This window comes from Mycobacterium sp. pUA109 (genome assembly GCF_041287095.1).
In the GTDB taxonomy this organism is placed as follows: Bacteria; Actinomycetota; Actinomycetes; order Mycobacteriales; family Mycobacteriaceae; genus Mycobacterium.
On the sequence record NZ_JBGGKS010000006.1, the window covers coordinates 119,049 to 143,013 of the forward strand.

Below are 23,965 nucleotides of genomic sequence, written 5' to 3' on the forward strand. Positions count from 1 at the left end.
AAGAAATCCTGCGCCTGCTGCTGGCCTGGGGCGCCATCTGCGGCATGGTCGCGTTCTGGTACTGGATGATGAGCAACATCGGCACGTTCTGACCATGTCCACCGCGTTAGCCGTTGAGCGCAGCTGTGCGCTGACCGCGGTCGCCCTGTCGGACCGCCGCCGGGTGGGGGTGCGGCTGATCTCCGGGGACCGGCGCAGCTTCGGGCTGAACCCCGCCCGAAACCTCGTGCAGGTCCCGTACCCGGCGCCGGTGCCCGACTGGACCCGGCGCACCGTGACCTGCGGTGTGGCGCTGCAGTGTTCGCCGTCGAAGGACCGCATCGCTCGGTATCCGCTGCATGAGTATTCGCCGCGGCGCCGCGCGGCGCTAACGCTGGTGGAAGGCGGTGTCGCGCTGGGGTGGGTCGCCGCGCGGTGGCCGGGGCTGCTGGCCGAAACCCGGCGGGTGCTGCCCGGCGTCGAGCCCCTCGACCCCGACCTGGGCGGCGACGAAATGCTGCACCGCGCTGCGGAATTGGCGCGGTCCCGGCAGCCACTGCCCGGCTACCCGCTGCTCGGGCAGTTGCCGCTGGCCGCCGCGGCGCACGGCGCGCTGGGCACCGCCATCCGGCGTGCCTACGGCCGGATGCCGTGGACCACGCCGCGCAAGGACGCCAAGCGGCTGATGTCGGTGCCGGTGGGCGGCGAAGGGGGCGTGCGCAATCCGAACCTGCCGCCGCCGAGCCGCCCGGAGAACGACGACATCGAAATCCGCCCCGATCAGCGCGCCGGCATCCCGTACCCGGAGTGGAACGCCTGGACGCAGCGGTTTCTCACCGATCATGTCGCGGTCCTGGAGCGCAGGCACGCGGCGCGGGGCCGGCGCTCGGTGGCGGTCCCCCCGGAGCTGCGTCGCTGGTTCGAAGAGCACACCCACCGCGCGATGCGCACCGGCCTGGAGGACGGATCCGATTTGGACATCGACCGCTACGTGAGCCACTACGTCGACGCCCGCACCGGCACCGCCGCCCAGCCGCGGGTGTTCCGCGACCTGCTGCCCAGCTGCCGCGACGTCACCACCGCGCTGCTGCTGGACGGCAGTTCGTCGCTGGGCATACACGGCGGCCGGGTCTTCCGGCTGGAGCTGGCCTGCGCCGACGCGTTATCCCGCGCCATGACGCTGACCCGGGAACGCCACGGCATCTTCGTGTTCAGCGGCAACACCCGGCACCGCGTCGAGGTGCGGTGCCTGAAGGACTTCGACGACACCCATGCCGTCGACCCCAGCGGGTCCGGGTTGGCCACCGGCGGCTACACCAGGCTCGGTGCCCCGCTGCGGCATTTGACCAGCCGACTGCTGGCCCAGCCGTCGGAGCGGCGGCTGCTGATCGTGATCGGCGACGGCCTGATGTCCGATGAGGGCTACGAGGGCCGCTACGCCTGGGCCGACGTCGCGCACGCCGTGCAGGAAGCGGGCGAGGCCGGCGTCACCGTGTACTACCTCGGCGTCGGGCCCACCCGGGTCGACCCGCTGCCGGAGGTGTTCGGGCCGCGGCGGTCCCAGCGCATCCGGCGGGTCGAGCAGCTGCCGCGGGTGCTGGCCCACGTGCATCGCGAGTTGGTGGCCGCGTGACCGGCCTCTACTACGCCACCGGCAACGAGATCGCGTTATTCGAGCGGGCCTTTCAGCAGCGGCTGCCGGTCATGCTCACCGGCCCCACCGGCTGCGGCAAGACCCGATTGGTCGAGCACATGGGCGGCCTGCTGGGTCGGCCGGTGGTCACCATCAGCTGCCACGACGACCTGACCAGCTCCGATCTGGTGGGCCGGTTCCTGGTGACCGGCGGTGACGTGGTGTGGACCGACGGCCCGCTGACCCGGGCGGTCAAAGACGGCGCAATCTGCTACCTCGACGAGGTGGTCGAAGCCCGGCACGATTCGCTGGCCATCCTGCATTCGCTGACCGACCACCGGCGCGCGCTGTATCTGGATCGGGCCGGGGAAGTGGTGCACGCGCCGGAGTCGTTCATGCTCGTCTGCTCCTACAACCCGGCGTATCGGAGCTCGCTCAAGGAGCTGAAACCGTCGTTCCGGCAACGCTTCGTGACCTTGGCCATGGACTACCTGGCGCCCGATCGAGAGGCCGAAGTGCTGGTCAAGGAGGCCGGCATCGACCTACCGACCGCGCAGCGGCTGGTGGCCTGCGCCACCAGCATCCGCCGCGCCGACGACGCGTTTCATTTCGAACCGCCGTCCACCCGGGTGCTGGTCACCGCGGCCCAGCTGATCGCTGCCGGCGCAGCAGAACTCGAGGCCGCCGACGCCTGCATCCTGGCGCCGCTCAGCAGCGACGGCGCCGTGTCCGACGGGTTGCGCGAGATTGCCGCAGCGACCCTGTCGGCCCCCGACGGATCACCGACGCAACGGTGAGGAAAGGACCCCGCCCGTGAATGACCAAGACCACAAACGCAAACGCGCGATGATCGCGTTCCAGCTCTTCGCCTATGGCTGGCTGCTGACGATGTTCTTGATCCAGCTGCACATGTACATGGTTCGGGATTGGTAGAGGATAGCGTGAACGTGCCTACGGTTTCCGCGGATTCGCTGACCTACGACGAACACCTGGAGCAATCGCGCCAGGCGCAACGCCAAGCCGACCGTTGGCTCATCGGCGGCTCGCTGCTGATCGGCACCATGTTCATCGGCTTCGCCGGCCTGCCGTTCTTCCTGCGGGGGGTGTGGCTGCAACGCAAGGCGCAGCAGTCCGGGCTGTCGGTGCGGCCCGTGATCGTCACGTTGATCGGCTACCTGGTGATCGTCGACGCCGCCCTCAACAGTCTGGGGTGGTCCCTGGATCTGCTGGCCAATCACACCCTGTTGAACCGCACCATCATCACCGCCTGGGGCAACTTCTTCGACGCCGGATACTTCTGGCATTACAACGAGCTGTGGATCGGCGGGGCGGGCGCGCCGGGGGAGAAGGCCTGGGAGGTCGCGCTCATCCTCACCGTGTTCACCATGCGCATCGCCGCGGCGATCGCGTTCTTGCAGATGAAGCGGTGGGGCCATCAGTGGCTGATCGTCACCTGCTGGTTCGGCATCGTCATCTGGATCGGCTACACGTTCAACATGACCATGTACGCCGACATCCGCTACGCGGGTGTGGTGTTGCCGGTGATCGGCTGGTGGATCTACGACATCTTCTACATCACACCGTTTTTGGCGATCCCCTACCTGCACACCGTCAACCGGGAAATCTTCTCCGACTGAGAAAGGACACTGCTCATGAGCATATCGACGTCGGATGAGCTTCCGCTGGGCACCACACCGGTGTTTGCGCGGATGCACAAGTGGCTCAAACGCGGGCTGTTCGTGTGTTTGTTCGGGCTGGTGATCGAGGGCTCGTTCACCATGCCGGCGCTGGCGGTCTGGTACGGCTGGCCGACGCTGTCGTTTCGCGAGATCTGCAGCGAGCTGATGAAGGTCCGCTACTCCGACGACACCGCGGAATGCGCGTTCCCGTACCCGATGGGCGGCGCGCCGTTCGGCGGGGCACCCGAAGCCGCCGGGCAGCACACCGCGCAGGACAAGTGGGGGGTGCAACCGGTGCCGCAGTATCACCGGATCGGATTCCGGGAGCTGGTCAAAATCCACGACGAGCGGCTGGCCCGCCAAGCCGCGACGGGTGCCGGACGTTGAGATTGCGTCGAGGGTCGTGCTTTTCGGAAAATCGCGACCCTACACGCAATTTCAACACGCTCGCGGGAAGGTCAGGGCAGCAACGGCAGCCGCCACCACGGGGTGTCGGCGTCGATCAGCCACAACTGGGTGGCGGTCAGCCGCAGGATACGCAGCGCCCCGATGATCAGGATCACCGCCAGCGGCAGCGACACCCCGGCGGTCAGCAACGACACCCACAAGTCGCGCGGGCCGGCGGTCATCACGTCGAACCACACGTCGCAGACCAGCAGCACCCCGGTGGTGAACGCGGACAGGATCAGCACCTGACGGCGTAGAAAACCCAGGATCGCGGTGCCGGCCATGAACAGCACCAGCAGCGTGTCGAAGCCCACCCAGGTCGCCGGCCAGTTATGCGCGAGATAGGTGTCCGGCAGCGTCAATGCCAAATAGACGATCCACGGGATCAACCCCACCGCACCGCTGATCATCAGCCCTAGACGGATCCGGCGCTCCCGCTCGTAGGTCATCGCCGGCACCAGATCGGCCAACGGCCGGCGTAGCCGACGAATCAGGTCGCGACGCTGGGCGGCGGACATGGCGGCGATCGTCGCGTCGGAGATGAGGTCTTCGGTCATGATGGCCCTTCCCAGGTGGCGAGCAGACACAGAATCGCACGGAGGCCGCACCATCGGCGGGATTCTGCGAGTCCTCGACGGTTACGGTGAACCCATGGCTGCGGTGGACGTGAAGACCCTGGACAACCAAATCGCCTGCGTGACGTTGAACCGGCCGGCCCGGCTGAACGCCATCGACGGCGCCCTGCTCGACGGTATGGACGCCGCCCTGGACCGGCTCAGCACCGGCGAATTCCGGGTCGCCGTCCTCACCGGCGCCGGGCGGGGCTTTTGCGCCGGCGCCGACCTGAGTGGCACCGGCGAGCCGTGGACCAAGCCCGGCCCCAGCCCGGCGTTCAAGACCAGCTACGACGCCCAGGTGCGGCTGGCCGACCAGCCACCCGGCTCTACGAGCTGCCGATCCCGGTGATCGCCGCCGTCAACGGGGTCGCCGTCGGCGGCGGGTTGGCGTTCGCGCTGCACTGCGACATCCGCATCGCCGCCGAGGCGGCCCGGTTCGGGTCGGTGTTCATCAAGGCCGGCTTCTCCTCGATGGACATGGGCACCAGCTACCTGCTGCCCAAAATCGTCGGCGCCGGGGTGGCCCGCGAACTCATGCTGACCGGCCGCATCATCGACGCCGACGAGGCCTACCGGATCAGGCTGGTGCATGAGGTGGTGGCCGCCGACGCGCTGATGACCGCCGCGGCGACGATGGCCCGCTCGATCGTCGACAACAACGCCTACGGCGTGTGGCAGACCAAGATCGGCCTCAACGCCGCCCTGGACTCGCCCAGCCTGCGGCACGCCAAGGAGATCGAGAACCGCACCCAGATCCTCAGCGGATTCACCAACAACCCGGCCGAAGCCGCCAAGGCCCACCAGGAGAAGCGCTCACCGATCTGGGATCCGCTGTAGCGGTTACACTTTCGCGATCACCCGCTCGGCGAACCGTTCCAGGTTGGCGATCTTGGTGTCCAGCGGCTCGGTGTCGGGGCCCACGATGTAGGGGACACGGAATCCCACGATGACGTCGGTGACGCCCTTGTCCTCCAGCCGCTTCACGCCGTCGACGGTGAACCCGTCCAGCGAGATCACGTGAATCTCAAACGGGCCGCTGCGCCCCTCTTCCCGCCGGAGCTGGCCCAGCCGGGCGATCAGCCGGTCGAGCTCGTCGGCGTCGCCGCCGCCGTGCATCCAGCCGTCGGCGCGCGCCGCGCGCCGCAACGCGGCGTCGGCGTGCCCGCCGACCAGAATCGGGATCGGCGCGGTGGGCGCCGGCGTCATCTTCGTCTTCGGGATGTCATAGAACTCGCCATGGAATTCGAAGTAGTCCCCGCTGGTCAAGCCCTGGATGATCGCGATGCACTCGTCCATCCGCTTGCCGCGCCGGGCGAACGGGACCCCCAGCAACTCGTAGTCCTCCGGCCACGGGCTGGTGCCCACCCCGAGCGCGAGCCGGTTGCCGATCAGCGCCGCCAACGATCCGGCCTGTTTGGCCACCAGCGCCGGCGGGCGGATCGGCAGCTTGAGCACGAACGGGGTGAACCGCAGCGTGCTGGTCACCGCACCCAGCGCGGCGGTCAACACGAACGTCTCGATGAACGCCTTGCCGTCCAGAAACTCCCGGTTGCCGTCGGGGGTGTAGGGGTACGTCGAGTCCGACTCGAAGGGATAGGCGAGGCTGTCCGGGATGGTCATGCTGGTGTACCCGGCCGCCTCGGCCGCCTGTGCCAGCGGCACATAAAACGAGGGGTCGGTCATGGCCTCGGCGTAGCTGAACCGCACGTCATCTCCTTGGCAGTCTGAGGGACCACCAAATACTAGAACGTGTTCTATTTCCGCGGGCGGGTTTGGCCGCGCCGGCGGATCAGACCGCGGCGCGCGGCGGCAGCGCGACTTCGACGTCGGGCAGCGGGAACGGCGGGTATCCGGCGACCCCGACCACCGCCAGCGTGCCCCACGGGGTGCGTTCGGCGACGCGGGCCGCGCCGCTGTGCTCGCCGATGCGGATGCTGACCCGCGAACCGGTCACCCGATCACCCGGCAGTTCGGCGAAAAGGGTTCCCTGCCAATGGTATTGACCGTCGATCGGGTCGACATGCCCGGCCAGTCGCACCCGGGCGGGGTGCTCCTGGCCGTCGTGGATCAACGTGGCCGGGCCGTCGTAGACCTCGTCGTCGGCGCCCACCGATCCGGTGAGGTAGAACCGGGACGGGCCGCGGGTCGGCAGCCGGCGATGCACCCGGATCCGCGACCGGGCCTCGATGCGGGTGGCCCCGCCGCGCCGCACCGCGTCCAGGCAGCCGGCCACGTAGCGGGCCTGCCGGTCGGTGTGCGGACCGGGGATCCGGAAGTGATTGGGGACGCCGTGCACGGCGACGACCTCGTCGTTGCTTTCGGTGGTGTCGACCAGTATCCGTGCGGTCCGGGTTTGGCCGTCGGCGGTGGTCACCGTCCAGGTGTCGGTGCGGTTGTCGAACCGCGTCGTCGCGGCGGACGGGACCGCGGTGTCGTAGCCGAGGAGCCCGCGCAGGCGGCCGGGGTCGCCGATGACCAGGACGCCGGTGCTCACAGGAACCCGGCCCGCCGCCACATCCGTCGGCCCAGCCGGCCCATCAGGCCGACCTCCTCGAAGAACGCGGCCAGTGGCGCGAACGCCGAACGGCAGTTGGCGTGGAAGTTGGGATTCGCGCGGGCGATGCGGCGGGTTTCCTTACCGTCGAGCCCGACCCGTTGGTACACCAGCGGGACGGTGAACAGGTAGCGGTAGAACGGGCCCCCGACGCCCTGGAGATTGGCCATATACATCCGGCGATACCACGGCATCGCCGGAACCCGCTGGCGCAGCCCGTCGCGGGCGAACTGGATGTGGCGGGCTTCCTCGGTGACGTGGATCCGCATCAGCCGTTTGACGATCGGCTGCAGGTCGGGGTCGTCGAGGATCTGGCGCTGCAGCGCGTCGAAGATCTCCTCACCGACCAGCGCCGCGCCCCACAACACGCTGCCGCGGAACAGCTTCGGCAACATGTTGATCACGACGCGTTGATAGAACTTGGGCCGCACCGGGACCCCGCCGACCCGGTCGATGGCCTTCCCGAACATCACCATGTGCCGGGTTTCGTCGCCGAGCTCGGTCAGCTCGTAGTGCGTCGAGGCGGCGGTGGGGTTTTTGTGCATCATGTTGCGCAGCAGCGCCTGGTTGAGAATGTTCTCGAACCAGATGCCGGCCGAGAGGATGTTGACCAATTCCTGCCGGGACAGCTCGATCTGCTGCTCCCGGGTCATCGACTCCCACAGCGCGGTGCCATACAGGGTGCACATCCGCGGCGGCAGGAAGAACTTGTCGTCGTCGAGCGGGGCGTCCCAATCGATGTCGACGATCGGGGCGTAGGACTTTTTGACCGAACCCTTGAGCAGCCGCTCGGCGAACTCGTCCCGAGTCGGGCCGTCTGTCTTCACTGCACTGCTCGTCATGGGCCGTCCCTTCGCTGCCGTTGTGCTTCACGAAGTTACGAAGGACACCGGCAAGATGTCAATACCCACGGTACCGGATACTTTGCGGGTCCGTCGGCTGGTTAGCCTGCCGACATGCGTTGGGTCCACGTCATCGGCATCGGCGCGGGCCATCCCGACTACCTGACCGTGCAGGCCATCGAGGCGCTCAACGACACCCAGGTGTTTTTCGCCATGGACAAGGGCGAGGCCAAAAGCGAGCTGGTGGAGCTGCGGCGGCACATCTGCCAGCGGTTTATCCGCCACCGCGACTACCGCTTCGTCGAACTGCCCGATCCGCCGCGGGCCACAGACGGCGACTACCGGCAGGCGGTGGCGGACTGGCACCTCGCCCGGGCGCGGATCTGGGCCGACGCCATCGCCGCCGAACTCGGCCCCGACGGCGTCGGGGCCTTTCTGGCCTGGGGCGATCCGTCGCTGTACGACAGCACGCTGCGCATCCTGGACACCGTCGCCGAGCAGATCGAGCTGCGCTACGACGTCGTCCCCGGGATCACCGCGGTGCAGGCGCTGACCGCGCGGCACCGGATCCCGCTCAACGACGTCGGCGAACCCGTCCTGATCACCACCGGACGTCGGCTCCGCGAGCGGGGCCTGACCGGCTCGGCGGTGGTCATGCTCGACGCCGACTGCGCGTTTCGCGGCTGCCCGCCGCAGACCCGGATCTGGTGGGGCGCCTACCTGGGCACCGAGCATGAGCTGCTGGTGGCGGGCACGGTGGGGGAGGTGGGCGCACGGATCGTCGGGCTGCGCGCCGAGGCCCGGGCACGACACGGCTGGATCATGGACACCTATCTGCTGCGGGCCGCGGAGTAGGTTCGGCGCATGGGCCCCTTCCTGCTTCGTGCCGCGCTCACCGGATTCGCGTTGTGGGTGGTCACCCTGGTCGTCGACGGGATCCGCTTCGTCGGCGGCGCGGAGACCTGGCAGAAGATCGGCATCATCTTCGTCGTCGCGGTGATCTTCGGTCTGGTCAACGCGTTCATCAAACCGGTGGTGCAGATCCTGTCGATCCCGCTGTACATCCTCACCCTGGGCCTGATCCACATCGTGATCAACGCGTTCATGCTCTGGCTCACCGCGTGGATCACCGAGAACACCACCCACTGGGGCCTGCAGATCGACCACTTCTGGTGGACGGCGATCTGGGCCGCGATCGTGTTGTCGGTGGTGAGCTGGCTGCTGTCACTGGTGGTGCGGGATGCCCGCCGCATCACCCGCTGACCGGGCAGACTGGAGGCCGTGCCTGAACTCCCCGAAGTCGAAGCGCTCGCCGACCACCTGCGTCGGCACGCCGTCGGGTTAACCATCGGCCGCGTCGACGTGGTCGCCCTCTCGGTACTCAAGACCTTCGACCCGCCGATCACCACGCTGCACGGGCAGACCGTGACCGCCGCGCACCGGTGGGGCAAATACCTGGGCTTGCAGGCCGACCAGCGGTACCTGATCGCGCACCTGTCCCGGGCGGGCTGGCTGCGCTGGTCGGATGCGTTGCCGGCCGCGCCGCCGCGGCCGGGTAAGGGACCGATCGCGCTGCGGGTGCACCTGGGTGCGCCCGGTGCGGCACCCGGGTTCGACTTCACCGAGGCGGGCACCCAGAAGCGGTTGGCGGTGTGGCTGGTCGACGACCCCAGCCAGGTACCGGGCATCGCCGCGCTGGGTCCCGACGCGCTGAAAGTGTCCGCTGATCAGCTGGCGGAATTGTTGGCCGGCAACACCGGGCGGATCAAGACCGTCATCACCGACCAGCACGTGATCGCCGGGATCGGCAACGCCTACAGCGACGAGATCCTGCACACCGCGCGGATTTCCCCGTTCGCCACCGCCGGGAAACTGACCGAGTCCCAGCTGGCGGCACTGCACGAGGCGATGACCTCGGTGCTGAGCGACGCGGTGACCCGCTCGGTCGGCCAGCAGGCCGCCACCCTCAAAGGCGAAAAGCGGTCCGGGCTGCGCGTGCACGCCCGCACCGGCCTGCCGTGCCCGGTGTGCGGCGACACGGTGCGTGAGGTGTCGTTCGCCGATAAGTCGTTCCAGTACTGCCCGACCTGCCAGACCGGCGGCAAGGTGCTGGCCGACCGGCGCATGTCGCGGCTGCTCAAGTAGCGGGCCCGCGATTTTTGACAGCTGTCGAGCCCGGCTAAGCTGCCCTGATGACCCGCCAGAAGATCCTCATCACCGGGGCCAGCTCCGGCCTGGGCGCCGGGATGGCGCGCGCGTTCGCGGCCAAGGGCCGCGACCTGGCGCTGTGCGCCCGTCGCATCGACCGGCTCGATGAACTCAAAGACGAACTGACGCAAAAGCACCCGAACATCACGGTGGCCGTCGCCGCGCTGGATGTCGACGACCACGACCAGGTGCCCAAGGTGTTCGCCGAGCTCGCCGACACGCTGGGCGGGATCGACCGGGTCATCGTCAACGCCGGCATCGGCAAGGGCGCGCGGCTGGGCTCGGGCAAGCTGTGGGCCAACAAGGCCACCATCGGAACCAACCTGGTGTCGGCGCTGGTGCAGATCGAGACCGCGTTGGAGATGTTCACCAAGGCCGGCGGCGGGCACCTGGTGCTGATCTCCTCGGTGCTGGGCAACAAGGGGGTGCCGGGCGTCAAGGCCGCCTACGCCGCCAGCAAGGCCGGGGTGTCGTCGCTGGGGGAATCGCTGCGCGCCGAGTACCCGAGCGGCCCGATCAGGGTCACCGTGCTGGAGCCCGGCTACATCGAGTCGGAGATGACCGCGAAGTCGGCGTCGACGCTGCTGATGGTGGACAACGACACCGGGGTCAAGGCCATGGTGGGTGCCATCGAACGGGAAACCGGGCGCGCGGTGGTGCCGGGCTGGCCGTGGGCGCCGCTGGTGCAGCTGCTGCGGGTGCTGCCGCCGCGGTTCACCAAACCCTTCGCCTGAGTTCTGCGCTCGCACTGTTGCCGCGAGCGGGAACGCCGCGACGCCATCTCGGCGTGTCGCGTCGTGAGATTCCCACTCGCGGGTGTGAGCTGCGGGTGTGAGCCCAACTAGCTAGCCCGCGCGGCCGCGCTCGACGCGGTAGCGGCGCACCAGCGCGTCGGTGGAGCTGTCCGACTGCTGACCCGGCGAGGCGTCGGCGGTGATCACCGGCAGCAGCGCCTTGGCCTGCGTCTTGCCCAGCTCGACCCCCCATTGGTCGAACGAGTCGATGCCCCACACCACGCCCTCGGTGAACACCTGATGCTCATACAGCGCGATCAGCTGGCCCAGCACCGACGGGGTCAGCTTGCTGGCCAGGATCGAGGTGGTCGGCCGGTTGCCGGGCATCACCTTGTGCGGCACCACCTCGGCCGGGGTGCCCTCGGCGGCGATCTCCTCGGCGGTCTTCCCGAACGCCAGCACCTGGGTTTGCGCGAAGAAGTTGCTCATCAGCAGGTCGTGCATGCTGCCGGTGCCGTCGGCGGTGGCCAGGTCGTCCAGCGGCTCCGAGAAGCCGATGAAATCCGCCGGCACCAGCCGGGTGCCCTGATGCAGCAACTGGTAGAAGGCGTGTTGGCCGTTGGTTCCCGGTTCGCCCCAATAGATTTCACCGGTGTCGGTGGTGACCGGGGTGCCGTCGGCGCGCACCGACTTGCCGTTGGATTCCATCGTCAGCTGCTGCAGGTACGCCGCGAACCGGGCCAGGTCGTTGGAATACGGCAGCACCGCCCGCGATTGCGCGTCGAAGAAGTTGGAGTACCACAACTCGATCAGGCCGAGCAGCGCCGGCGCGTTGGATTCCAGCGGGGCGGTGCGGAAGTGCTCGTCGACCAGATGGAACCCGGACAGGAAGTCGGCGAAGCGTTCCCGGCCAATCGCGGCCATCACCGACAGCCCGATTGCCGAGTCGACCGAGTACCGGCCGCCCACCCAGTCCCAGAAGCCGAACATGTTGGCGGTGTCGATGCCGAATTCGTCGACCAGCCGCTTATTGGTGGAGACCGCGACGAAGTGCTGCGCCACCGCGGCGTCGCCGAGCGCGTCGGTGAGCCAGCGCCGGGCGGCGGTGGCGTTGGTCAGCGTCTCCAAGGTGGAGAACGTCTTCGACGCGACAATGAACAGCGTTGTGGCGGGGTCTAAGTCGGCCAGGGTGGCGATCAGGTCGGCGGGGTCGACGTTGGAGACGAACCGGGCCGAGATGCCGGCGTCGGCGTAGTGACGCAGCGCCTGATACACCATCACCGGCCCCAGGTCTGATCCGCCGATACCGATGTTGACCACTGTCTCAATCCGCTTGCCGGTGGCGCCGGTCCACTCGCCGCTGCGCAGACGGTCGGTGAAATCCCCCATCGCGTCCAGCACCGCGTGCACATCGGCGACGACGTTGCGCCCGTCGACGATCAGCTCGGCGTCGCGCGGCAACCGCAGCGCGGTGTGCAGCACCGCCCGGTTCTCCGAGGTGTTGATGTGCGCCCCGGCGAACATCGCGTCGCGGCGCTGCTCCAGTCCGGCCGCGCGGGCCAGGTCGGTCAGCAGGGTGATGGTCTGCCGGGTGATCCGGTGCTTGCTGTAGTCGATGTACAGGTCGCCGACGCTCAGCGTGAGCTCGCGGCCGCGGTCGGGGTCGTCGGCGAACAACTGCCGCAGATGGGTGTCCCCGATCTGCTGGTGATGGCTGCGCAGGGCGTTCCAGGCGGGCGCGGCCGAGATGTCGGGGAGCTGTTGCGCGGAGGTCATAGTTTCGACCCTAATGCGGCGGTTCGGCGGGCGACGTCAATGATGGATCCATGGACATTCAACGGCTGCTGGCGGCGGTACCTACCGGACTGTGGATCGGTGGCGAGCAACGCGCCGGGTCGGCGCGCTTCGACGTGGTCGACCCGTCCAGCGGTGAGGTGCTGACCACCGTCGCCGACGCGTCTGCCGCCGACGGGATCGCCGCGCTCGACGCCGCCGCGGCGGTGCAAGCCGACTGGGCGGCCACCCCGCCCCGGGTCCGCGGCGAGATCCTGCGGGCGGTGTTCGAGACGATCACCGCCCGCGCCGACGACATCGCGACCGTGATGACCCTGGAAATGGGCAAGGTGTTCGCCGAGAGCCAACGCGAAGTGGCCTACGGCGCCGAATTCTTCCGGTGGTTCGCCGAAGAGGCCGTCCGCATCGGCGGGCGCTACGCCCCCAGCCCCGCCGGCGGCGGCCGCATCGTGGTGACCAAGGCCCCGGTCGGCCCGTGCCTGGCCATCACGCCGTGGAACTTCCCGCTGGCGATGGGCACCCGCAAGATCGGTCCGGCGCTGGCCGCCGGCAACACCATCCTCGTCAAACCGGCGGCCGAGACCCCGCTGACCATGCTGCTGCTGGCCCAGCTGATGGACGAGGCCGGGCTGCCCAAGGGGGTGCTGTCGGTGCTGCCGACCACCGATCCGGGCGCGCTGACCACCGCGCTGGTCGACGACGGCCGGATCCGCAAGCTGACCTTCACCGGCTCCACCGGGGTGGGCCGCGCCCTGGCCAAACAGGCCTCCGACCGGCTGCTGCGGCTGTCGCTGGAGCTGGGCGGCAACGCCCCGTTCCTGGTGTTCGACGACGCCGACCTCGACGCCGCGGTCGACGGCGCAATCCAGGCCAAGATGCGCAACGGCGGCGAGGCCTGCACCGCGGCCAACCGGTTCCACGTCGCCAACGCGGTCCGCGCGGAATTCACCGACAAACTCATCAAGCGGATGAGCGAGTTCACCCTGGGCCGCGGCCTGGACCCGGCCGCGACGCTGGGCCCGGTGGTCAGCGCCAAGCAGCGGGCGACCGTGCAGGACCTGGTCGCCGACGCGGTGGCGCGCGGTGCGACCGTCGCGCTCGGCGGCGACACCCCGGATGGGCCCGGCCACTTCTACCCGGCCACCGTGCTGACCGACGTCCCGGCCGACGCCCGGATCCTGCGCGAGGAGGTGTTCGGGCCGGTCGCGCCGATCGCCGGGTTCGACACCGAGGACGAGGCGGTGGCCGCCGCCAACGCCACCGAGTACGGCCTGGCGGCCTACCTCTACACCCGCTCGCTGGACCGCGCGCTGCGGGTCGCCGAGAGCATCGAGTCCGGGATGGTGGGGGTCAACCGGGGGGTGATCTCCGACCCGGCGGCGCCGTTCGGCGGCGTCAAGCAATCCGGGTTCGGCCGCGAGGGCGGCTTCGAGGGCATCGAGGAGTACCTGGAGACCAAGTACATCGCGCTGCCCTGACGCCCTGTCGCCCTGACGCCGAGATCGACGTTAGCGCGAAGAATTGCGAGATGACGTCACGTTAACGTCGATCTCGGCGCAGGAAACAGGCGCAAGAAGCAGCAGACCCTCAGTGGCCGAGCCGGCCGCGGCCCATCCGCAGCAGCAGCATCGCCAAGTCCTTGCCGTCCGGGCCGAGCTCGCTGTAGCGCTCGATGACCTTCATCTCCCGGCTGTGCACCAGCCGGGTGCCGCCGGAGGCCATCCGGGCCTTGCCGATCTGCTGGGACACCTCGGTGCGGCGTTTGACCGCGGCCAGAATGGTCGCGTCCAGGTGGTCGATCTCTACTCGCAGCTCGTCGATATCGGGGAGCTGCGCGGCTTCTACAGTCATGGGTGGGGTCTCCGGATTCTCGCTGTTGGTGGCTTCTGGTCCCATCCGTATCCCGGCTTCACACAACAGACGAGCCCCGGATCCGGATGCGGACCGCGGGGCTCTAGGAAGCAGCTACACCACGGGCACCGCTGGCCGGTACCCGTAGAAAAATCGAAGCTGCGCGTCGAGCACGAATTGAGTCTGCCACTAAGGGCCGTGCCTGCGCAAAGGCTGTCACCGGGCGGCGGTACGTTAGGGCAGAGATGAGTGTGAACCTTCCCGACACGCGGCCAGCCCCCGACACCGACCACCTGCTAGACGGGCTGAACCCCCAGCAGCGCCAGGCGGTGCTGCATGAGGGCTCGCCGCTGCTGATCGTCGCCGGGGCGGGCTCGGGCAAGACGGCGGTGCTGACCCGGCGCATCGCCTACCTGTTGGCCGCCCGCGATGTCGGGGTCGGGCAGGTGCTGGCCATCACCTTCACCAACAAGGCCGCCGCCGAGATGCGGGAACGGGTGGTGGGCCTGGTCGGCGCGCGGGCCCGGGCGATGTGGGTGTCGACGTTCCACTCGATGTGTGTGCGGATCCTGCGCAACCAGGCGGCGCTGATCCCGGGGCTGAACTCCAACTTCTCCATCTACGACGCCGACGATTCCCGGCGGCTGCTGCTGATGATCGGCCGCGACATGGGCCTGGACGTCAAGCGGCACTCGCCGCGGCTGCTGGCCACCGGCATCTCCAACCTGAAGAACGAGCTGATCGACCCCGACCAGGCGGTGGCCAACCTCACCGACACCTCCGACGACCTGACCCAGGTCATCGCCACCGTCTACGCGGAATACCAGCGCCGGCTGCGGGCGGCCAACGCGCTGGATTTCGACGACCTGATCGGCGAGACGGTCGGGCTGCTGCAGGCCTTCGACCAGGTCGCCCAGCACTATCGGCGCCGGTTCCGGCACATCCTGGTCGACGAATACCAGGACACCAACCACGCCCAATACGTGCTGGTCCGCGAGCTCACCGGGCACGGGGCCGCCGACGACGGGGTGCCGCCGGCGGAGCTGTGCGTCGTCGGGGACGCCGACCAGTCGATCTACGCGTTCCGCGGCGCCACCATCCGCAACATCGAGGACTTCGAACGCGACTACCCCGACGCGACCACCATCCTGCTGGAACAGAACTACCGGTCCACCCAAAACATCCTGTCGGCGGCCAACTCGGTGATCGCCCGCAACTCCGGGCGGCGGGAAAAACGGTTGTGGACCGACGCCGGGGAAGGCGAACTGATCGTCGGCTACGTCGCCGACAACGAGCACGACGAGGCCCGGTTCGTCGCCCAGGAAATCGACGCCCTCGCCGACGCCGGGGAGATCACCTACAACGACGTGGCCGTGTTCTACCGGACCAACAACTCGTCGCGGTCGCTGGAAGAGGTGTTCATCCGCGCCGGCATCCCGTACAAAGTCGTTGGTGGCGTGCGGTTCTACGAACGCAAAGAGATCCGTGACATCGTCGCCTACCTGCGGGTGCTGGACAACCCCGGCGACACGGTGAGCCTGCGGCGCATCCTGAACACCCCGCGCCGCGGCATCGGGGATCGTGCCGAAGCCTGCGTGGCCGTGTACGCCGAGAACACCGGTGCCGGCTTCGCCGACGCGCTGGCCGCGGCCGCCGACGGCAAGGTGCCGATGCTCAACACCCGCTCGGAGAAGGCGATCGCCGGGTTCGTCGAGCTGCTCGACGAGCTGCGCGCCGGCCTGGACGGCGATCTCGGCGAGTTGGTCGAGGCGGTGCTGGACCGCACCGGCTACCGCCGGGACCTGGAATCCTCGCACGACCCGCAGGACCTGGCCCGGCTGGACAACCTCAACGAACTCGTCAGCGTCGCCCACGAATTCGCCATCGACCGGGCCAACGCCGCGGCGCTGGAGGAGTCGTTGGACGTCCCGGACGACGAAGACGTGCCCGACACCGGCCTGCTGGCCGAGTTCCTAGAGCGGGTATCGCTGGTCGCCGACGCCGACGAGATCCCCGAGCACGGCGCCGGCGTGGTCACCTTGATGACCTTGCACACCGCCAAGGGGTTGGAGTTCCCGGTGGTGTTCGTGACCGGCTGGGAGGACGGCATGTTCCCGCACATGCGGGCACTGGGTGACCCGCGCGAACTGTCCGAGGAGCGGCGGCTGGCCTACGTCGGCATCACCCGGGCGCGCCGGCGGCTCTACGTCAGCCGCGCCAAGGTGCGCTCATCGTGGGGCCAGCCCATGGTGAACCCGGAATCCCGTTTCCTGCAGGAGATCCCGGCCGACCTCATCGATTGGCGGCGCACCGACCCGACTCCGTCGTATTCCGCCCCGGTCAGCGGCGCAGGCCGCTTCGGCGCCCCTCGGCCGTCCCCGACGCGAAGCGCCAGCAAGCGCCCACTGGTCGTGCTGGCGCCCGGCGACCGGGTGACGCACGACAAATACGGGCTGGGCCGGGTGGAGGAAGTCTCCGGTGTCGGGGAATCGGCGATGTCGCTGATCGACTTCGGCAGTTCCGGGCGGGTCAAGCTGATGCACAACCACGCCCCGATCAGCAAGCTGTAGGGGCGGGAGGCTCGGATCCCGTTACGGCAGTTTGCGATCCGTCGGTTCAGCGCGGTATGTGGATGCGCGACCAGCCAGGCACCAGCGCTCGGTGGAGGATGTGAGTGCCAGCGCAGCCGTCACGGAGGGCATGATGACGCCCACGATCAGGAGGGGTACGTTGCCGGCGGTCGCCACCCCATGCTCCTGTGAAAAGTCTTGGGTATAAGCAAAGTTGACGAAGATGAGCAGGATGGCGATCACACATGCCGTGACGATGATCAACCTCCCGCCGATGCGCCGGCGCAGCAGCATGATGCCCCCGACTAGGAGTCCGACCGCGACGACCAACCCCGCCAGGCCCACGAACCCAAAGTAGCCCGTGCTCACCCCGGCGGCCTCCAACTCCGGGGACCCGACCAACATGATGTTGGAAAGCGCGCCGACACCGTTGGCGAGACCGCCCAGGACGCTCAGGGTCCCGGCCGTGATGGCGGTACCGCGGCTGGGCGGTGACAGGTAGCCGGGCGGGGTGTCGTGAGGCCGTGGCTCCGGCTCTGACGGATCCATGGCAATGAACGCTAGCAGCGTGCTCCTGGTGGGAGAGGGGTGTTCGCCAACGCGGCGGACCACTGGCCGGACAACCAGCTTGTTGCTCACCAAGCTGTGGTGCTCGTCCTCGCCAGGCACCACCGCTTGGTGGCCGGTGCCAACGCAACGATAGTAGTTGGCACACCGATCGCCGCGGTAACAACGATGCCGATGATGGCAGCGTGTAGCGGTCCGTCGTAATGCCTATGTGCACTACGGATCAGCTCGGCGAACACCAACGCGACAATTTGCATCGCGACCGAGGTCGCGCAGGTAATGATCAGGATGACCCGGCTGGACAGCCGTCGGCAGAGCAGCATGACTCCGCCGACGAGAAGCGCCACCGCGACCGCGGACAACACCATCCCCATAAACACAAGGAAATGGGTCCCGTCGACGGGTAGGCGATTTCGACGTCGCGCAACCGTTGCGAGAAGCAACACCGCGGTGATGGCATAGATGGCGCAGCCAAGAAAACTCAAGACCGCCGCGGTGATGGCGGTGGCGCCGCTGGGGCGCGGGGGCGGCGGGTAGCCGGGTTGTCCATACGGCTGCTGCGTCGGTGGCATGGGCCAGCCCGGCTGACCGGGCGGCTGCTGCCAAGGGTTCATAGCCACGCACGCTATCAGGCGAGACGGGATGCGGCAGAAGCCAATTTCCGCGCTGGTGTAGCGCACATTCAGGCTCGGTGAGCCGGTCACCACGGGGGCGGCGGCCGCCTGGCCAGGCACCACCGCCGGGTGGACGGCACCAGCGCGAGCGTCATCGTCACCGCCGGCATGATCAGGTTCACCGCCAGGCCGGGCAAGCCGTAGGTTGATGCCGCAAACGCGTAGTCGTGCATCGCGTTTTGGGTATAGCCAAAGCTGACGAGCTCCATCGTCATGGCGATCCCGCACGCCACCGCGATGACCATCCGCCCGGCCAGTTTCCGGCGGAGCAGCAGGATCGCGCCGACGAGCAGAGCGATGGCGATCACGAACGAGACCAGGGCCAAGAACACAAAGAAACCGGTGTTCAGGCCAGCGGCTGCCGCCAGGGAGTCGCCGATCAACGACGACCAGATCACGATGACGCCCGAAATGACGCCGACCCCGTTGGCGGCGCAGCCAAGAAAACTCATGACCGCCGCGGTGATGGCGGTGGCGCCGCTGGGCGGCGGCTGGTGTGGGTAGCCGCCCGGCTGCGGACCGTACGGGTACTGCGGCGGCGGGGTGCCCCAGCCCGGTTGGCCCTGCCAGGGATTCGTCACTCGCCGATCACCACGCGCCCGGCGGCTGCGGGCTGGGTGGCTTGGCATAGCACCACCGCAGGGTCGGTGGCACCAGCGCCAGCGCCATGGTCACACCCGGCATGACCGTGTTCAGCAGCAAGCCGAGCGGGCTGCTGGTGAAGCCGGTAATGCCGTACCCGCGCAACAGGTGCTCGGAGTACGCGTAACTAGCGACCGCCAGCAGGATGACGGCGCCGCACGACGCCGCGATAACCACTCGCCCGGTGGGCCGGCGGCGCAGCAGCATGATGCCGCCCACCAGGAGGCCGGCCGCGACGCCACCGGATACCACCGCGAGCAACGCAAAGAAGCCACCGGACACGTTGCTGTACCGGGTGAGCGGCGAGGCGAGCCCCAACAGGCTGCCGACGGCGGCGATCCCATGGACGAGGCTGCCGAGGAAGCTCAAGATCGCGGCCGTGATGGCAGTCGCGCCGCTGGGCTGCGGCAGGGCCGCACCCAGCGGGGGATAGCCCGCCTGACCAGACGGGTAGCTGGGTTGGCCAAACTGGGAGCCCACCGCGGGACCATACGGATTCCCTGCCTGACCATAGGAATTCCCCGGTTGGCCATACGGGTTTGCCGCGGGGGCGCCGTACGGATTCTGTCCCGGGCCGGGGCCCCACCCGGGCGGCCCCTGCCAGGGAGTCACCACGGGCCGGTCGCCGGTGCGGCGGTCCTCGCCGGCCCGGCCAAACACCACAGCCGGGTGGACGGCACCAGCGCCAGCGTCATCGTGATCGCCGGCATCACCAGGTTGAGCAGCAGCCCGCCCATCCCATAGCCCAGGCCCGCCGCGCTGTTGACCGGCATGCCGTATTCGCTGGAAATGCTGTGCAGCATGTGTTGGCCGTAGGCGAAACCGATCAGCGCGATCAGCATCGCCGCCACGCACGCCCCGGCAATCACGGTCCGGCCGGTCAGGCGGCGGCGCAGCAGCAGGATCCCCCCGGTCGTCAGCGTCGCCGCCAGCGCCAGCGAGACCAACGCGGTGAAGGCGAAGTAGCCGGTGCTGGCGTATTTCGCCCACGGTGCGCTCAACGCGATGGCCGTTCCGATGACCCCGACGCCGGAGGCCACCGCGCCCAGGAAACTCAAGACGGCGGCCGCAATCGCCGTCCCGCCACTGGGTGCGGCACCCGGGTAGGCCGGCGGCGGGTAGGGCACCCCGGGGTAGGGGCCACCCACCGGCGGCGGGCCGTACTGCCCGGGCTGCGGACCGTACGGTCCGGGAGGCGTGGGGGGACCCCAACCCGGTTGGCCGGGCGGCTGCCAAGGGTTCATGCTGATGAACGCTATCAGGGGCAGGTGGGTGCGGTGGCCGCGAATTTCGGGCCGGGGCCGAGCGGGCTCAGCCGACCAGCCAGCGCTTGGTGGCCGGCAGCAGTGCGAGCACCCCACTAGCGATCTGCAGCACCGGGATGGTGTGCACGATCCACGGCACCCGGGCACCCGCGATGAACACGGCGCCGAACGTCAACAAGGCGATCACCGCGCCGACCGCGATCAGGTAGCGGCCAAAAGGTTGGCGCCGCAACAGCAGGATCACCCCGGACACCGTGCTCGCGGCGAACACCAGGGTGAGAAACCCGACCGCGACGCAGAACAGGCGATCCGACCCCCACCACCCGGCGATCAGGTCGGTGGCCACCACCGCGGTCGCCCAGCCGCTGAGGATGGTGATGGCGCTGGTGGCGATGGCGGTTTTGCCGCTGGATTCCGGCATGGGCGGGCCGCCGTAGGACCCCAGCCCCTCCGCGGGCGCGGGTGGTGGCCGGTGTTGGGCGACCCGGGTGGTCGGGATCGGTATCGCCCCGGTGGGGGCCCGACGGATGATCCCGGTTCGGGGACCCGTGAAGGCCCCGGTCCCCGGTCCGACGGGACCGCTGGAGGTTCGTGGATTCGCGCCGGAGGGGAATTCGTGCGAGTCGGTCACTCGACCAGATTATCCACCCATGTTGATGCCGCGCTTGGCCAGCCACGGGACCGGGTCGATCCGGCTCGAACCGTTGAGCAGCACTTCGAAATGCAGGTGCGGACCGGTGGAGTCGCCGCGGTTGCCCATCGTCGCGATCTGATCGCCCGCCAGTACCCGCTCGCCGGCGCTGACCGTCGTGGTGTTGACATGGCCGTACAGGGTGACCGTGCCGTCGAAGTGACGCAGCTTGACCAGCATGCCGTAGCCGGCGCTGGGACCCGCCTCGATGACGACGCCGTCGGAGACCGCCAGGATCGGGGTGCCGATGGAGTTGGCGACGTCGATGCCGCCGTGCAGGGCGCCCCACCGGTAGCCGAAGCTCGAGGTGAAGATGCCGTGCGTCGGCTGCACGTACAGCGGCCGCTGCAGCCGCGCCTCGCGTTCGGCGCGTTCCTGCGCGAAGGCCACGCCCTTGGCCAGTTCCTCATCGTGCACGACGGTGTTGGCGGCGGGCCGCACGGTGACCATCTGCATGTTCTGTGTCGGGGTGGGGCCGGTGCCGCCGCCCATCGAGGCGGCGCCGGCGGCCAGCACCGTCGTCGTCGACGGGGTCGCGGAGTGATTGAGCGCGGCGTGCGCCGCCGCGGAGGCCGCGCCGGCAGCCATGGCCGCGATCAGGATGCGCCCCTTGACCGCGCTGGTCGCCGGCTTGCGGTGCTGTCCGCGACGTTCGGTCGGCGTGTCGACGCTGGGAATGGTCAGCGTCAGCGCGGTCAGGTTGTCGGTGTCGTGCAGGTCGTCCAGTTCGGGGGCCTGCAGTACGTCACCGTCGAATGGCTCAGCGAGATCACCGAACTCGTCGAACGGGATGATGTCGGTGACTTCGTTACGGCTGGGTGCGGGGACGTGCGATCCACGGGTGGCTCCGGTAGCGGGAGACTGAGCCCGGCCGCGGTGCGTCAACCTGGAATCCCTCTGGTCGTGACCATAACGTTACATAGACCTTGGAGAGAGTAGCGACCGGTCGCCGAAACTGGCAAGTCATCCGGCAAATCTGCCTCCGCCTGTGACTTGAATCACTTCTCATCCTCGGTGAGATGTGCCACATGTGTGGTAGGCGGCGACGGGTACTCACTAGTAGGTCGATACAGTTCCCCCCGAGCGAGGCAGTCGACGACGATAGACAGTGAGGCCATGGATCTTTTCGAGTATCAGGCGAAGGAGTTATTCGCCAAGCACAGTGTTCCCACCACCCCGGGCCGGGTGACCACCTCGGCCGAGGACGCGCAGGCGATCGCCGAAGAGATCGGCAAGCCCGTCATGATCAAGGCGCAGGTGAAGACCGGGGGACGCGGTAAGGCCGGTGGCGTGAAATACGCCGCCACCCCGCAGGACGCCCACACGCACGCCAAGAACATTCTCGGCCTGGACATCAAGGGCCACATCGTTAAGAAGCTGCTGGTGGCCGAGGCCAGCGACATCGCCGAGGAGTACTACATCTCCTTCCTGCTCGATCGGGCCAACCGCACCTACCTGGCGATGTGCTCGGTGGAAGGCGGCATGGAGATCGAAGAGGTCGCCGCGACCAAACCCGAACGGCTGGCCAAGGTGCCCGTCGACGCGGTCAAGGGTGTGGATCTGGCGTTCGCTCGCTCGATCGCCGAGCAGGGCCACCTGCCCGCCGACGTGCTCGACGCGGCGGCGGTGACGATCCAGAAACTGTGGGAGGTCTTCGTCGCCGAAGACGCCACCCTGGTCGAGGTCAACCCGCTGGTGCGCACCCCCGACGACCAGATCCTCGCGCTGGACGGCAAGGTCACCCTGGACGCCAACGCCGACTTCCGGCAGCCCGGCCACGCCGAGTTCGAGGACCGCGAGGCCACCGATCCGCTGGAGCTCAAGGCCAAAGAGAACAACCTCAACTACGTCAAGCTGGACGGTCAGGTCGGGATCATCGGCAACGGCGCCGGCCTGGTGATGTCGACCCTCGACGTGGTCGCCTACGCGGGGGAGAAGCACGGCGGGGTCAAGCCGGCCAACTTCCTCGACATCGGTGGTGGCGCGTCGGCCGAGGTGATGGCCGCCGGGTTGGACGTCATCCTGGGCGACGACCAGGTCAAGAGCGTGTTCGTCAACGTCTTCGGTGGCATCACCGCGTGCGACGCGGTCGCCACCGGCATCGTCAAGGCGTTGCAGATCCTCGGTGACGCCGCCACCAAGCCGCTGGTGGTTCGCCTGGACGGCAACAACGTCGACGAAGGTCGACGCATCCTGGCCGAGGCCAACCACCCGCTGGTGACGTTGGTTGCCACCATGGACGAGGCCGCCGACAAGGCGGCCCAGCTGGCCAACGCCGGAAAGGACGCGTAAGGCGATGTCGATCTTCATCAACCAGGACAGCAAGGTCATCGTCCAGGGCATTACCGGCAGCGAGGCCACCATCCACACCGCACGGATGCTCAAGGCCGGCACGCAGATCGTCGGCGGGGTCAACGCCCGCAAGGCCGGCACCACCGTGTCGCACGAGAATAAGGATGGCCAAGGCGTCGATTTGCCGGTGTTCGGCAGCGTGTCCGAGGCCATGGACAAGACCGGCGCCGACGTGTCGATCATCTTCGTGCCGCCCAAATTCGCCAAGGACGCCATCGTTGAGGCGATCGACGCGGAGATCCCGCTGCTGGTGGTCATCACCGAGGGCATCCCGGTGCAAGACAGCGCCTACGCGTGGGCCTACAACGTGGAGAAGGGCAACAAGACCCGCATCATCGGCCCCAACTGTCCGGGCATCATCACCCCGGGCCAGGCGCTGGTCGGCATCACCCCCGCCAACATCACCGGCTCGGGCCCGGTCGGCTTGGTGTCCAAATCGGGCACCTTGACCTACCAGATGATGTACGAGCTGCGCGATTTCGGGTTCTCCACGTCGATCGGCATCGGCGGTGACCCGGTCATCGGCACCACCCACATCGACGCCATCGAGGCCTTCGAGAAGGATCCCGAGACCAAGGTCATCGTGATGATCGGCGAGATCGGTGGGGACGCCGAGGAGCGGGCCGCCGAGTTCATCAAGGCCAACGTGTCCAAGCCGGTGGTCGGCTACGTCGCCGGATTCACTGCCCCCGAGGGCAAGACGATGGGGCATGCCGGGGCGATCGTGTCCGGGTCGTCGGGCACCGCGGCGGCCAAGAAAGAGGCCCTGGAGGCCGCCGGGGTGAAGGTGGGCAAGACCCCGTCGGAAACCGCGGCGCTGGCCCGCCAGATCCTGGAGAGCCTGTAGCGGTTTTCCCGCGAGCAGA

The 23,965-nt window shown here is 68.4% G+C and carries 25 protein-coding genes and 2 pseudogenes; 14 read left to right on the forward strand and 13 right to left on the reverse strand.

Annotated elements, in window-relative coordinates:
• Positions 1 to 94: 94 nt before the first annotated feature.
• The 4 genes from ACAG26_RS09240 (at position 95) to ACAG26_RS09255 (ending at position 3,678) form a co-directional block, all read left to right on the forward strand.
• Complete coding sequence (locus ACAG26_RS09240; protein ID WP_370481484.1) at positions 95 to 1,612, forward strand: nitric oxide reductase activation protein NorD; 1,518 nt, start codon at positions 95 to 97, stop codon at positions 1,610 to 1,612.
• Positions 1,609 to 2,409, forward strand: a complete 801-nt coding sequence (locus ACAG26_RS09245) for a CbbQ/NirQ/NorQ/GpvN family protein (protein ID WP_370481487.1) — start codon at positions 1,609 to 1,611, stop codon at positions 2,407 to 2,409. The genes ACAG26_RS09240 and ACAG26_RS09245 overlap by 4 nt, the downstream gene beginning before the upstream one ends.
• Positions 2,410 to 2,559: 150 nt before the next feature.
• Positions 2,560 to 3,249, forward strand: coding sequence for a hypothetical protein (locus ACAG26_RS09250; RefSeq protein ID WP_370481489.1), 690 nt, complete (start codon positions 2,560 to 2,562; stop codon positions 3,247 to 3,249).
• Between the two features lie 15 nt (positions 3,250 to 3,264).
• Positions 3,265 to 3,678, forward strand: coding sequence for a hypothetical protein (locus ACAG26_RS09255; RefSeq protein ID WP_370481490.1), 414 nt, complete (start codon positions 3,265 to 3,267; stop codon positions 3,676 to 3,678).
• 71 nt (positions 3,679 to 3,749) lie between these two features.
• Here ACAG26_RS09255 and ACAG26_RS09260 read toward each other — a convergent pair whose 3' ends face one another.
• The gene (locus ACAG26_RS09260) at positions 3,750 to 4,295 is read right to left on the reverse strand and encodes a hypothetical protein (RefSeq protein ID WP_370481492.1); all 546 of its coding nucleotides are present in this window, start codon (positions 4,293 to 4,295) and stop codon (positions 3,750 to 3,752) included.
• A gap of 103 nt (positions 4,296 to 4,398) precedes the next feature.
• On the opposite strand from ACAG26_RS09260, the pseudogene ACAG26_RS09265 reads away from it, so the two are divergent.
• Positions 4,399 to 5,192: pseudogene (locus ACAG26_RS09265) on the forward strand (enoyl-CoA hydratase/isomerase family protein).
• A gap of 3 nt (positions 5,193 to 5,195) precedes the next feature.
• On the opposite strand, the gene ACAG26_RS09270 reads toward ACAG26_RS09265, so the two are convergent.
• From ACAG26_RS09270 to ACAG26_RS09280, 3 genes are all read right to left on the reverse strand, one after another.
• On the reverse strand, positions 5,196 to 6,062 hold the full coding sequence (locus ACAG26_RS09270) for a TIGR03619 family F420-dependent LLM class oxidoreductase (protein ID WP_370481494.1): 867 nt from the start codon (positions 6,060 to 6,062) through the stop codon (positions 5,196 to 5,198).
• An 82-nt stretch (positions 6,063 to 6,144) separates the two neighbouring features.
• Complete coding sequence (locus tag ACAG26_RS09275; protein ID WP_370481497.1) at positions 6,145 to 6,849, reverse strand: DUF4873 domain-containing protein; 705 nt, start codon at positions 6,847 to 6,849, stop codon at positions 6,145 to 6,147.
• Complete coding sequence (locus tag ACAG26_RS09280; RefSeq protein ID WP_370481498.1) at positions 6,846 to 7,736, reverse strand: diiron oxygenase; 891 nt, start codon at positions 7,734 to 7,736, stop codon at positions 6,846 to 6,848. Before ACAG26_RS09280 ends, ACAG26_RS09275 begins: the two co-directional genes overlap by 4 nt.
• Before the next feature lie 129 nt (positions 7,737 to 7,865).
• On the opposite strand from ACAG26_RS09280, the gene cobF reads away from it, so the two are divergent.
• From cobF to ACAG26_RS09305, 5 genes and pseudogenes are all read left to right on the forward strand, one after another.
• A complete protein-coding gene (cobF, locus tag ACAG26_RS09285) occupies positions 7,866 to 8,606 on the forward strand; it encodes a precorrin-6A synthase (deacetylating) (RefSeq protein ID WP_370481499.1) in 741 nt (246 codons plus the stop codon).
• Between the two features lie 9 nt (positions 8,607 to 8,615).
• Complete coding sequence (locus ACAG26_RS09290) at positions 8,616 to 9,014, forward strand: phage holin family protein (protein WP_370481500.1); 399 nt, start codon at positions 8,616 to 8,618, stop codon at positions 9,012 to 9,014.
• An 18-nt stretch (positions 9,015 to 9,032) separates the two neighbouring features.
• Positions 9,033 to 9,284, forward strand: a pseudogene (locus tag ACAG26_RS09295) (DNA-formamidopyrimidine glycosylase family protein); the annotation flags it as partial.
• Between the two features lie 123 nt (positions 9,285 to 9,407).
• Complete coding sequence (locus tag ACAG26_RS09300) at positions 9,408 to 9,896, forward strand: zinc finger domain-containing protein (RefSeq protein WP_370481678.1); 489 nt, start codon at positions 9,408 to 9,410, stop codon at positions 9,894 to 9,896.
• Between the two features lie 47 nt (positions 9,897 to 9,943).
• A complete protein-coding gene (locus ACAG26_RS09305; RefSeq protein ID WP_370481502.1) occupies positions 9,944 to 10,693 on the forward strand; it encodes an SDR family oxidoreductase in 750 nt (249 codons plus the stop codon).
• A gap of 111 nt (positions 10,694 to 10,804) precedes the next feature.
• Here ACAG26_RS09305 and pgi read toward each other — a convergent pair whose 3' ends face one another.
• Positions 10,805 to 12,469 (reverse strand): glucose-6-phosphate isomerase, encoded by a 1,665-nt coding sequence (gene pgi / locus ACAG26_RS09310; protein WP_370481504.1) that lies wholly within the window; start codon positions 12,467 to 12,469, stop codon positions 10,805 to 10,807.
• 50 nt (positions 12,470 to 12,519) lie between these two features.
• Here pgi and ACAG26_RS09315 point away from each other — a divergent pair, with 50 nt between their 5' ends.
• Positions 12,520 to 13,965 (forward strand): NAD-dependent succinate-semialdehyde dehydrogenase, encoded by a 1,446-nt coding sequence (locus ACAG26_RS09315; RefSeq protein ID WP_370481505.1) that lies wholly within the window; start codon positions 12,520 to 12,522, stop codon positions 13,963 to 13,965.
• Between the two features lie 109 nt (positions 13,966 to 14,074).
• Here the strand turns inward: ACAG26_RS09315 and ACAG26_RS09320 are convergent, their stop codons facing one another.
• Positions 14,075 to 14,383 (reverse strand): chorismate mutase, encoded by a 309-nt coding sequence (locus ACAG26_RS09320; protein ID WP_370481506.1) that lies wholly within the window; start codon positions 14,381 to 14,383, stop codon positions 14,075 to 14,077.
• Between the two features lie 200 nt (positions 14,384 to 14,583).
• Between ACAG26_RS09320 and pcrA the strand changes: the two genes are divergently transcribed.
• A complete protein-coding gene (gene pcrA, locus ACAG26_RS09325; RefSeq protein ID WP_370481508.1) occupies positions 14,584 to 16,908 on the forward strand; it encodes a DNA helicase PcrA in 2,325 nt (774 codons plus the stop codon).
• Between the two features lie 21 nt (positions 16,909 to 16,929).
• Here the strand turns inward: pcrA and ACAG26_RS09330 are convergent, their stop codons facing one another.
• The 7 genes from ACAG26_RS09330 to ACAG26_RS09360 form a co-directional block, all read right to left on the reverse strand.
• Positions 16,930 to 17,547 carry a hypothetical protein gene (locus ACAG26_RS09330; protein WP_370481510.1) on the reverse strand — a complete coding sequence of 206 codons (618 nt, stop codon included), beginning with the start codon at positions 17,545 to 17,547 and terminating at the stop codon, positions 16,930 to 16,932.
• A complete protein-coding gene (locus tag ACAG26_RS09335; RefSeq protein ID WP_370481511.1) occupies positions 17,544 to 18,155 on the reverse strand; it encodes a hypothetical protein in 612 nt (203 codons plus the stop codon). Before ACAG26_RS09335 ends, ACAG26_RS09330 begins: the two co-directional genes overlap by 4 nt.
• A 20-nt stretch (positions 18,156 to 18,175) precedes the next feature.
• The gene (locus ACAG26_RS09340; protein WP_370481513.1) at positions 18,176 to 18,730 is read right to left on the reverse strand and encodes a hypothetical protein; all 555 of its coding nucleotides are present in this window, start codon (positions 18,728 to 18,730) and stop codon (positions 18,176 to 18,178) included.
• A gap of 7 nt (positions 18,731 to 18,737) precedes the next feature.
• Entirely contained in the window at positions 18,738 to 19,271 is a 534-nt protein-coding gene (locus tag ACAG26_RS09345; protein ID WP_370481515.1) for a hypothetical protein, read from the reverse strand.
• 128 nt (positions 19,272 to 19,399) lie between these two features.
• Positions 19,400 to 20,035 (reverse strand): hypothetical protein, encoded by a 636-nt coding sequence (locus tag ACAG26_RS09350; protein WP_370481516.1) that lies wholly within the window; start codon positions 20,033 to 20,035, stop codon positions 19,400 to 19,402.
• Positions 20,036 to 20,102: 67 nt separating this feature from the next.
• The gene (locus ACAG26_RS09355; protein WP_370481517.1) at positions 20,103 to 20,687 is read right to left on the reverse strand and encodes a hypothetical protein; all 585 of its coding nucleotides are present in this window, start codon (positions 20,685 to 20,687) and stop codon (positions 20,103 to 20,105) included.
• Between the two features lie 9 nt (positions 20,688 to 20,696).
• Entirely contained in the window at positions 20,697 to 21,632 is a 936-nt protein-coding gene (locus ACAG26_RS09360; RefSeq protein ID WP_370481518.1) for a M23 family metallopeptidase, read from the reverse strand.
• 231 nt (positions 21,633 to 21,863) lie between these two features.
• Between ACAG26_RS09360 and sucC the strand changes: the two genes are divergently transcribed.
• A complete protein-coding gene (gene sucC / locus ACAG26_RS09365) occupies positions 21,864 to 23,039 on the forward strand; it encodes an ADP-forming succinate--CoA ligase subunit beta (RefSeq protein ID WP_370481519.1) in 1,176 nt (391 codons plus the stop codon).
• A 4-nt stretch (positions 23,040 to 23,043) separates the two neighbouring features.
• Entirely contained in the window at positions 23,044 to 23,946 is a 903-nt protein-coding gene (sucD, locus tag ACAG26_RS09370; protein ID WP_370481520.1) for a succinate--CoA ligase subunit alpha, read from the forward strand.
• Positions 23,947 to 23,965 lie beyond the last annotated feature (19 nt).

What these genes read in the sequence shown, in the direction of transcription:
- ACAG26_RS09240 (WP_370481484.1), top strand. Translation starts at nt 95, where the DNA reads ATGTCCACCGCGTTAGCCGTTGAGCGCAGCTGTGCGCTGACCGCGGTC.
- ACAG26_RS09255 (WP_370481490.1), top strand. Translation starts at nt 3,265, where the DNA reads ATGAGCATATCGACGTCGGATGAGCTTCCGCTGGGCACCACACCGGTG.
- ACAG26_RS09260 (WP_370481492.1), bottom strand. Translation starts at nt 4,295, where the DNA reads ATGACCGAAGACCTCATCTCCGACGCGACGATCGCCGCCATGTCCGCC.
- cobF (WP_370481499.1), top strand. Translation starts at nt 7,866, where the DNA reads ATGCGTTGGGTCCACGTCATCGGCATCGGCGCGGGCCATCCCGACTAC.
- ACAG26_RS09290 (WP_370481500.1), top strand. Translation starts at nt 8,616, where the DNA reads ATGGGCCCCTTCCTGCTTCGTGCCGCGCTCACCGGATTCGCGTTGTGG.
- ACAG26_RS09305 (WP_370481502.1), top strand. Translation starts at nt 9,944, where the DNA reads ATGACCCGCCAGAAGATCCTCATCACCGGGGCCAGCTCCGGCCTGGGC.
- pgi (WP_370481504.1), bottom strand. Translation starts at nt 12,469, where the DNA reads ATGACCTCCGCGCAACAGCTCCCCGACATCTCGGCCGCGCCCGCCTGG.
- ACAG26_RS09315 (WP_370481505.1), top strand. Translation starts at nt 12,520, where the DNA reads ATGGACATTCAACGGCTGCTGGCGGCGGTACCTACCGGACTGTGGATC.
- ACAG26_RS09320 (WP_370481506.1), bottom strand. Translation starts at nt 14,383, where the DNA reads ATGGGACCAGAAGCCACCAACAGCGAGAATCCGGAGACCCCACCCATG.
- pcrA (WP_370481508.1), top strand. Translation starts at nt 14,584, where the DNA reads ATGAGTGTGAACCTTCCCGACACGCGGCCAGCCCCCGACACCGACCAC.
- ACAG26_RS09350 (WP_370481516.1), bottom strand. Translation starts at nt 20,035, where the DNA reads ATGAACCCTTGGCAGCCGCCCGGCCAACCGGGTTGGGGTCCCCCCACG.
- sucC (WP_370481519.1), top strand. Translation starts at nt 21,864, where the DNA reads ATGGATCTTTTCGAGTATCAGGCGAAGGAGTTATTCGCCAAGCACAGT.
- sucD (WP_370481520.1), top strand. Translation starts at nt 23,044, where the DNA reads ATGTCGATCTTCATCAACCAGGACAGCAAGGTCATCGTCCAGGGCATT.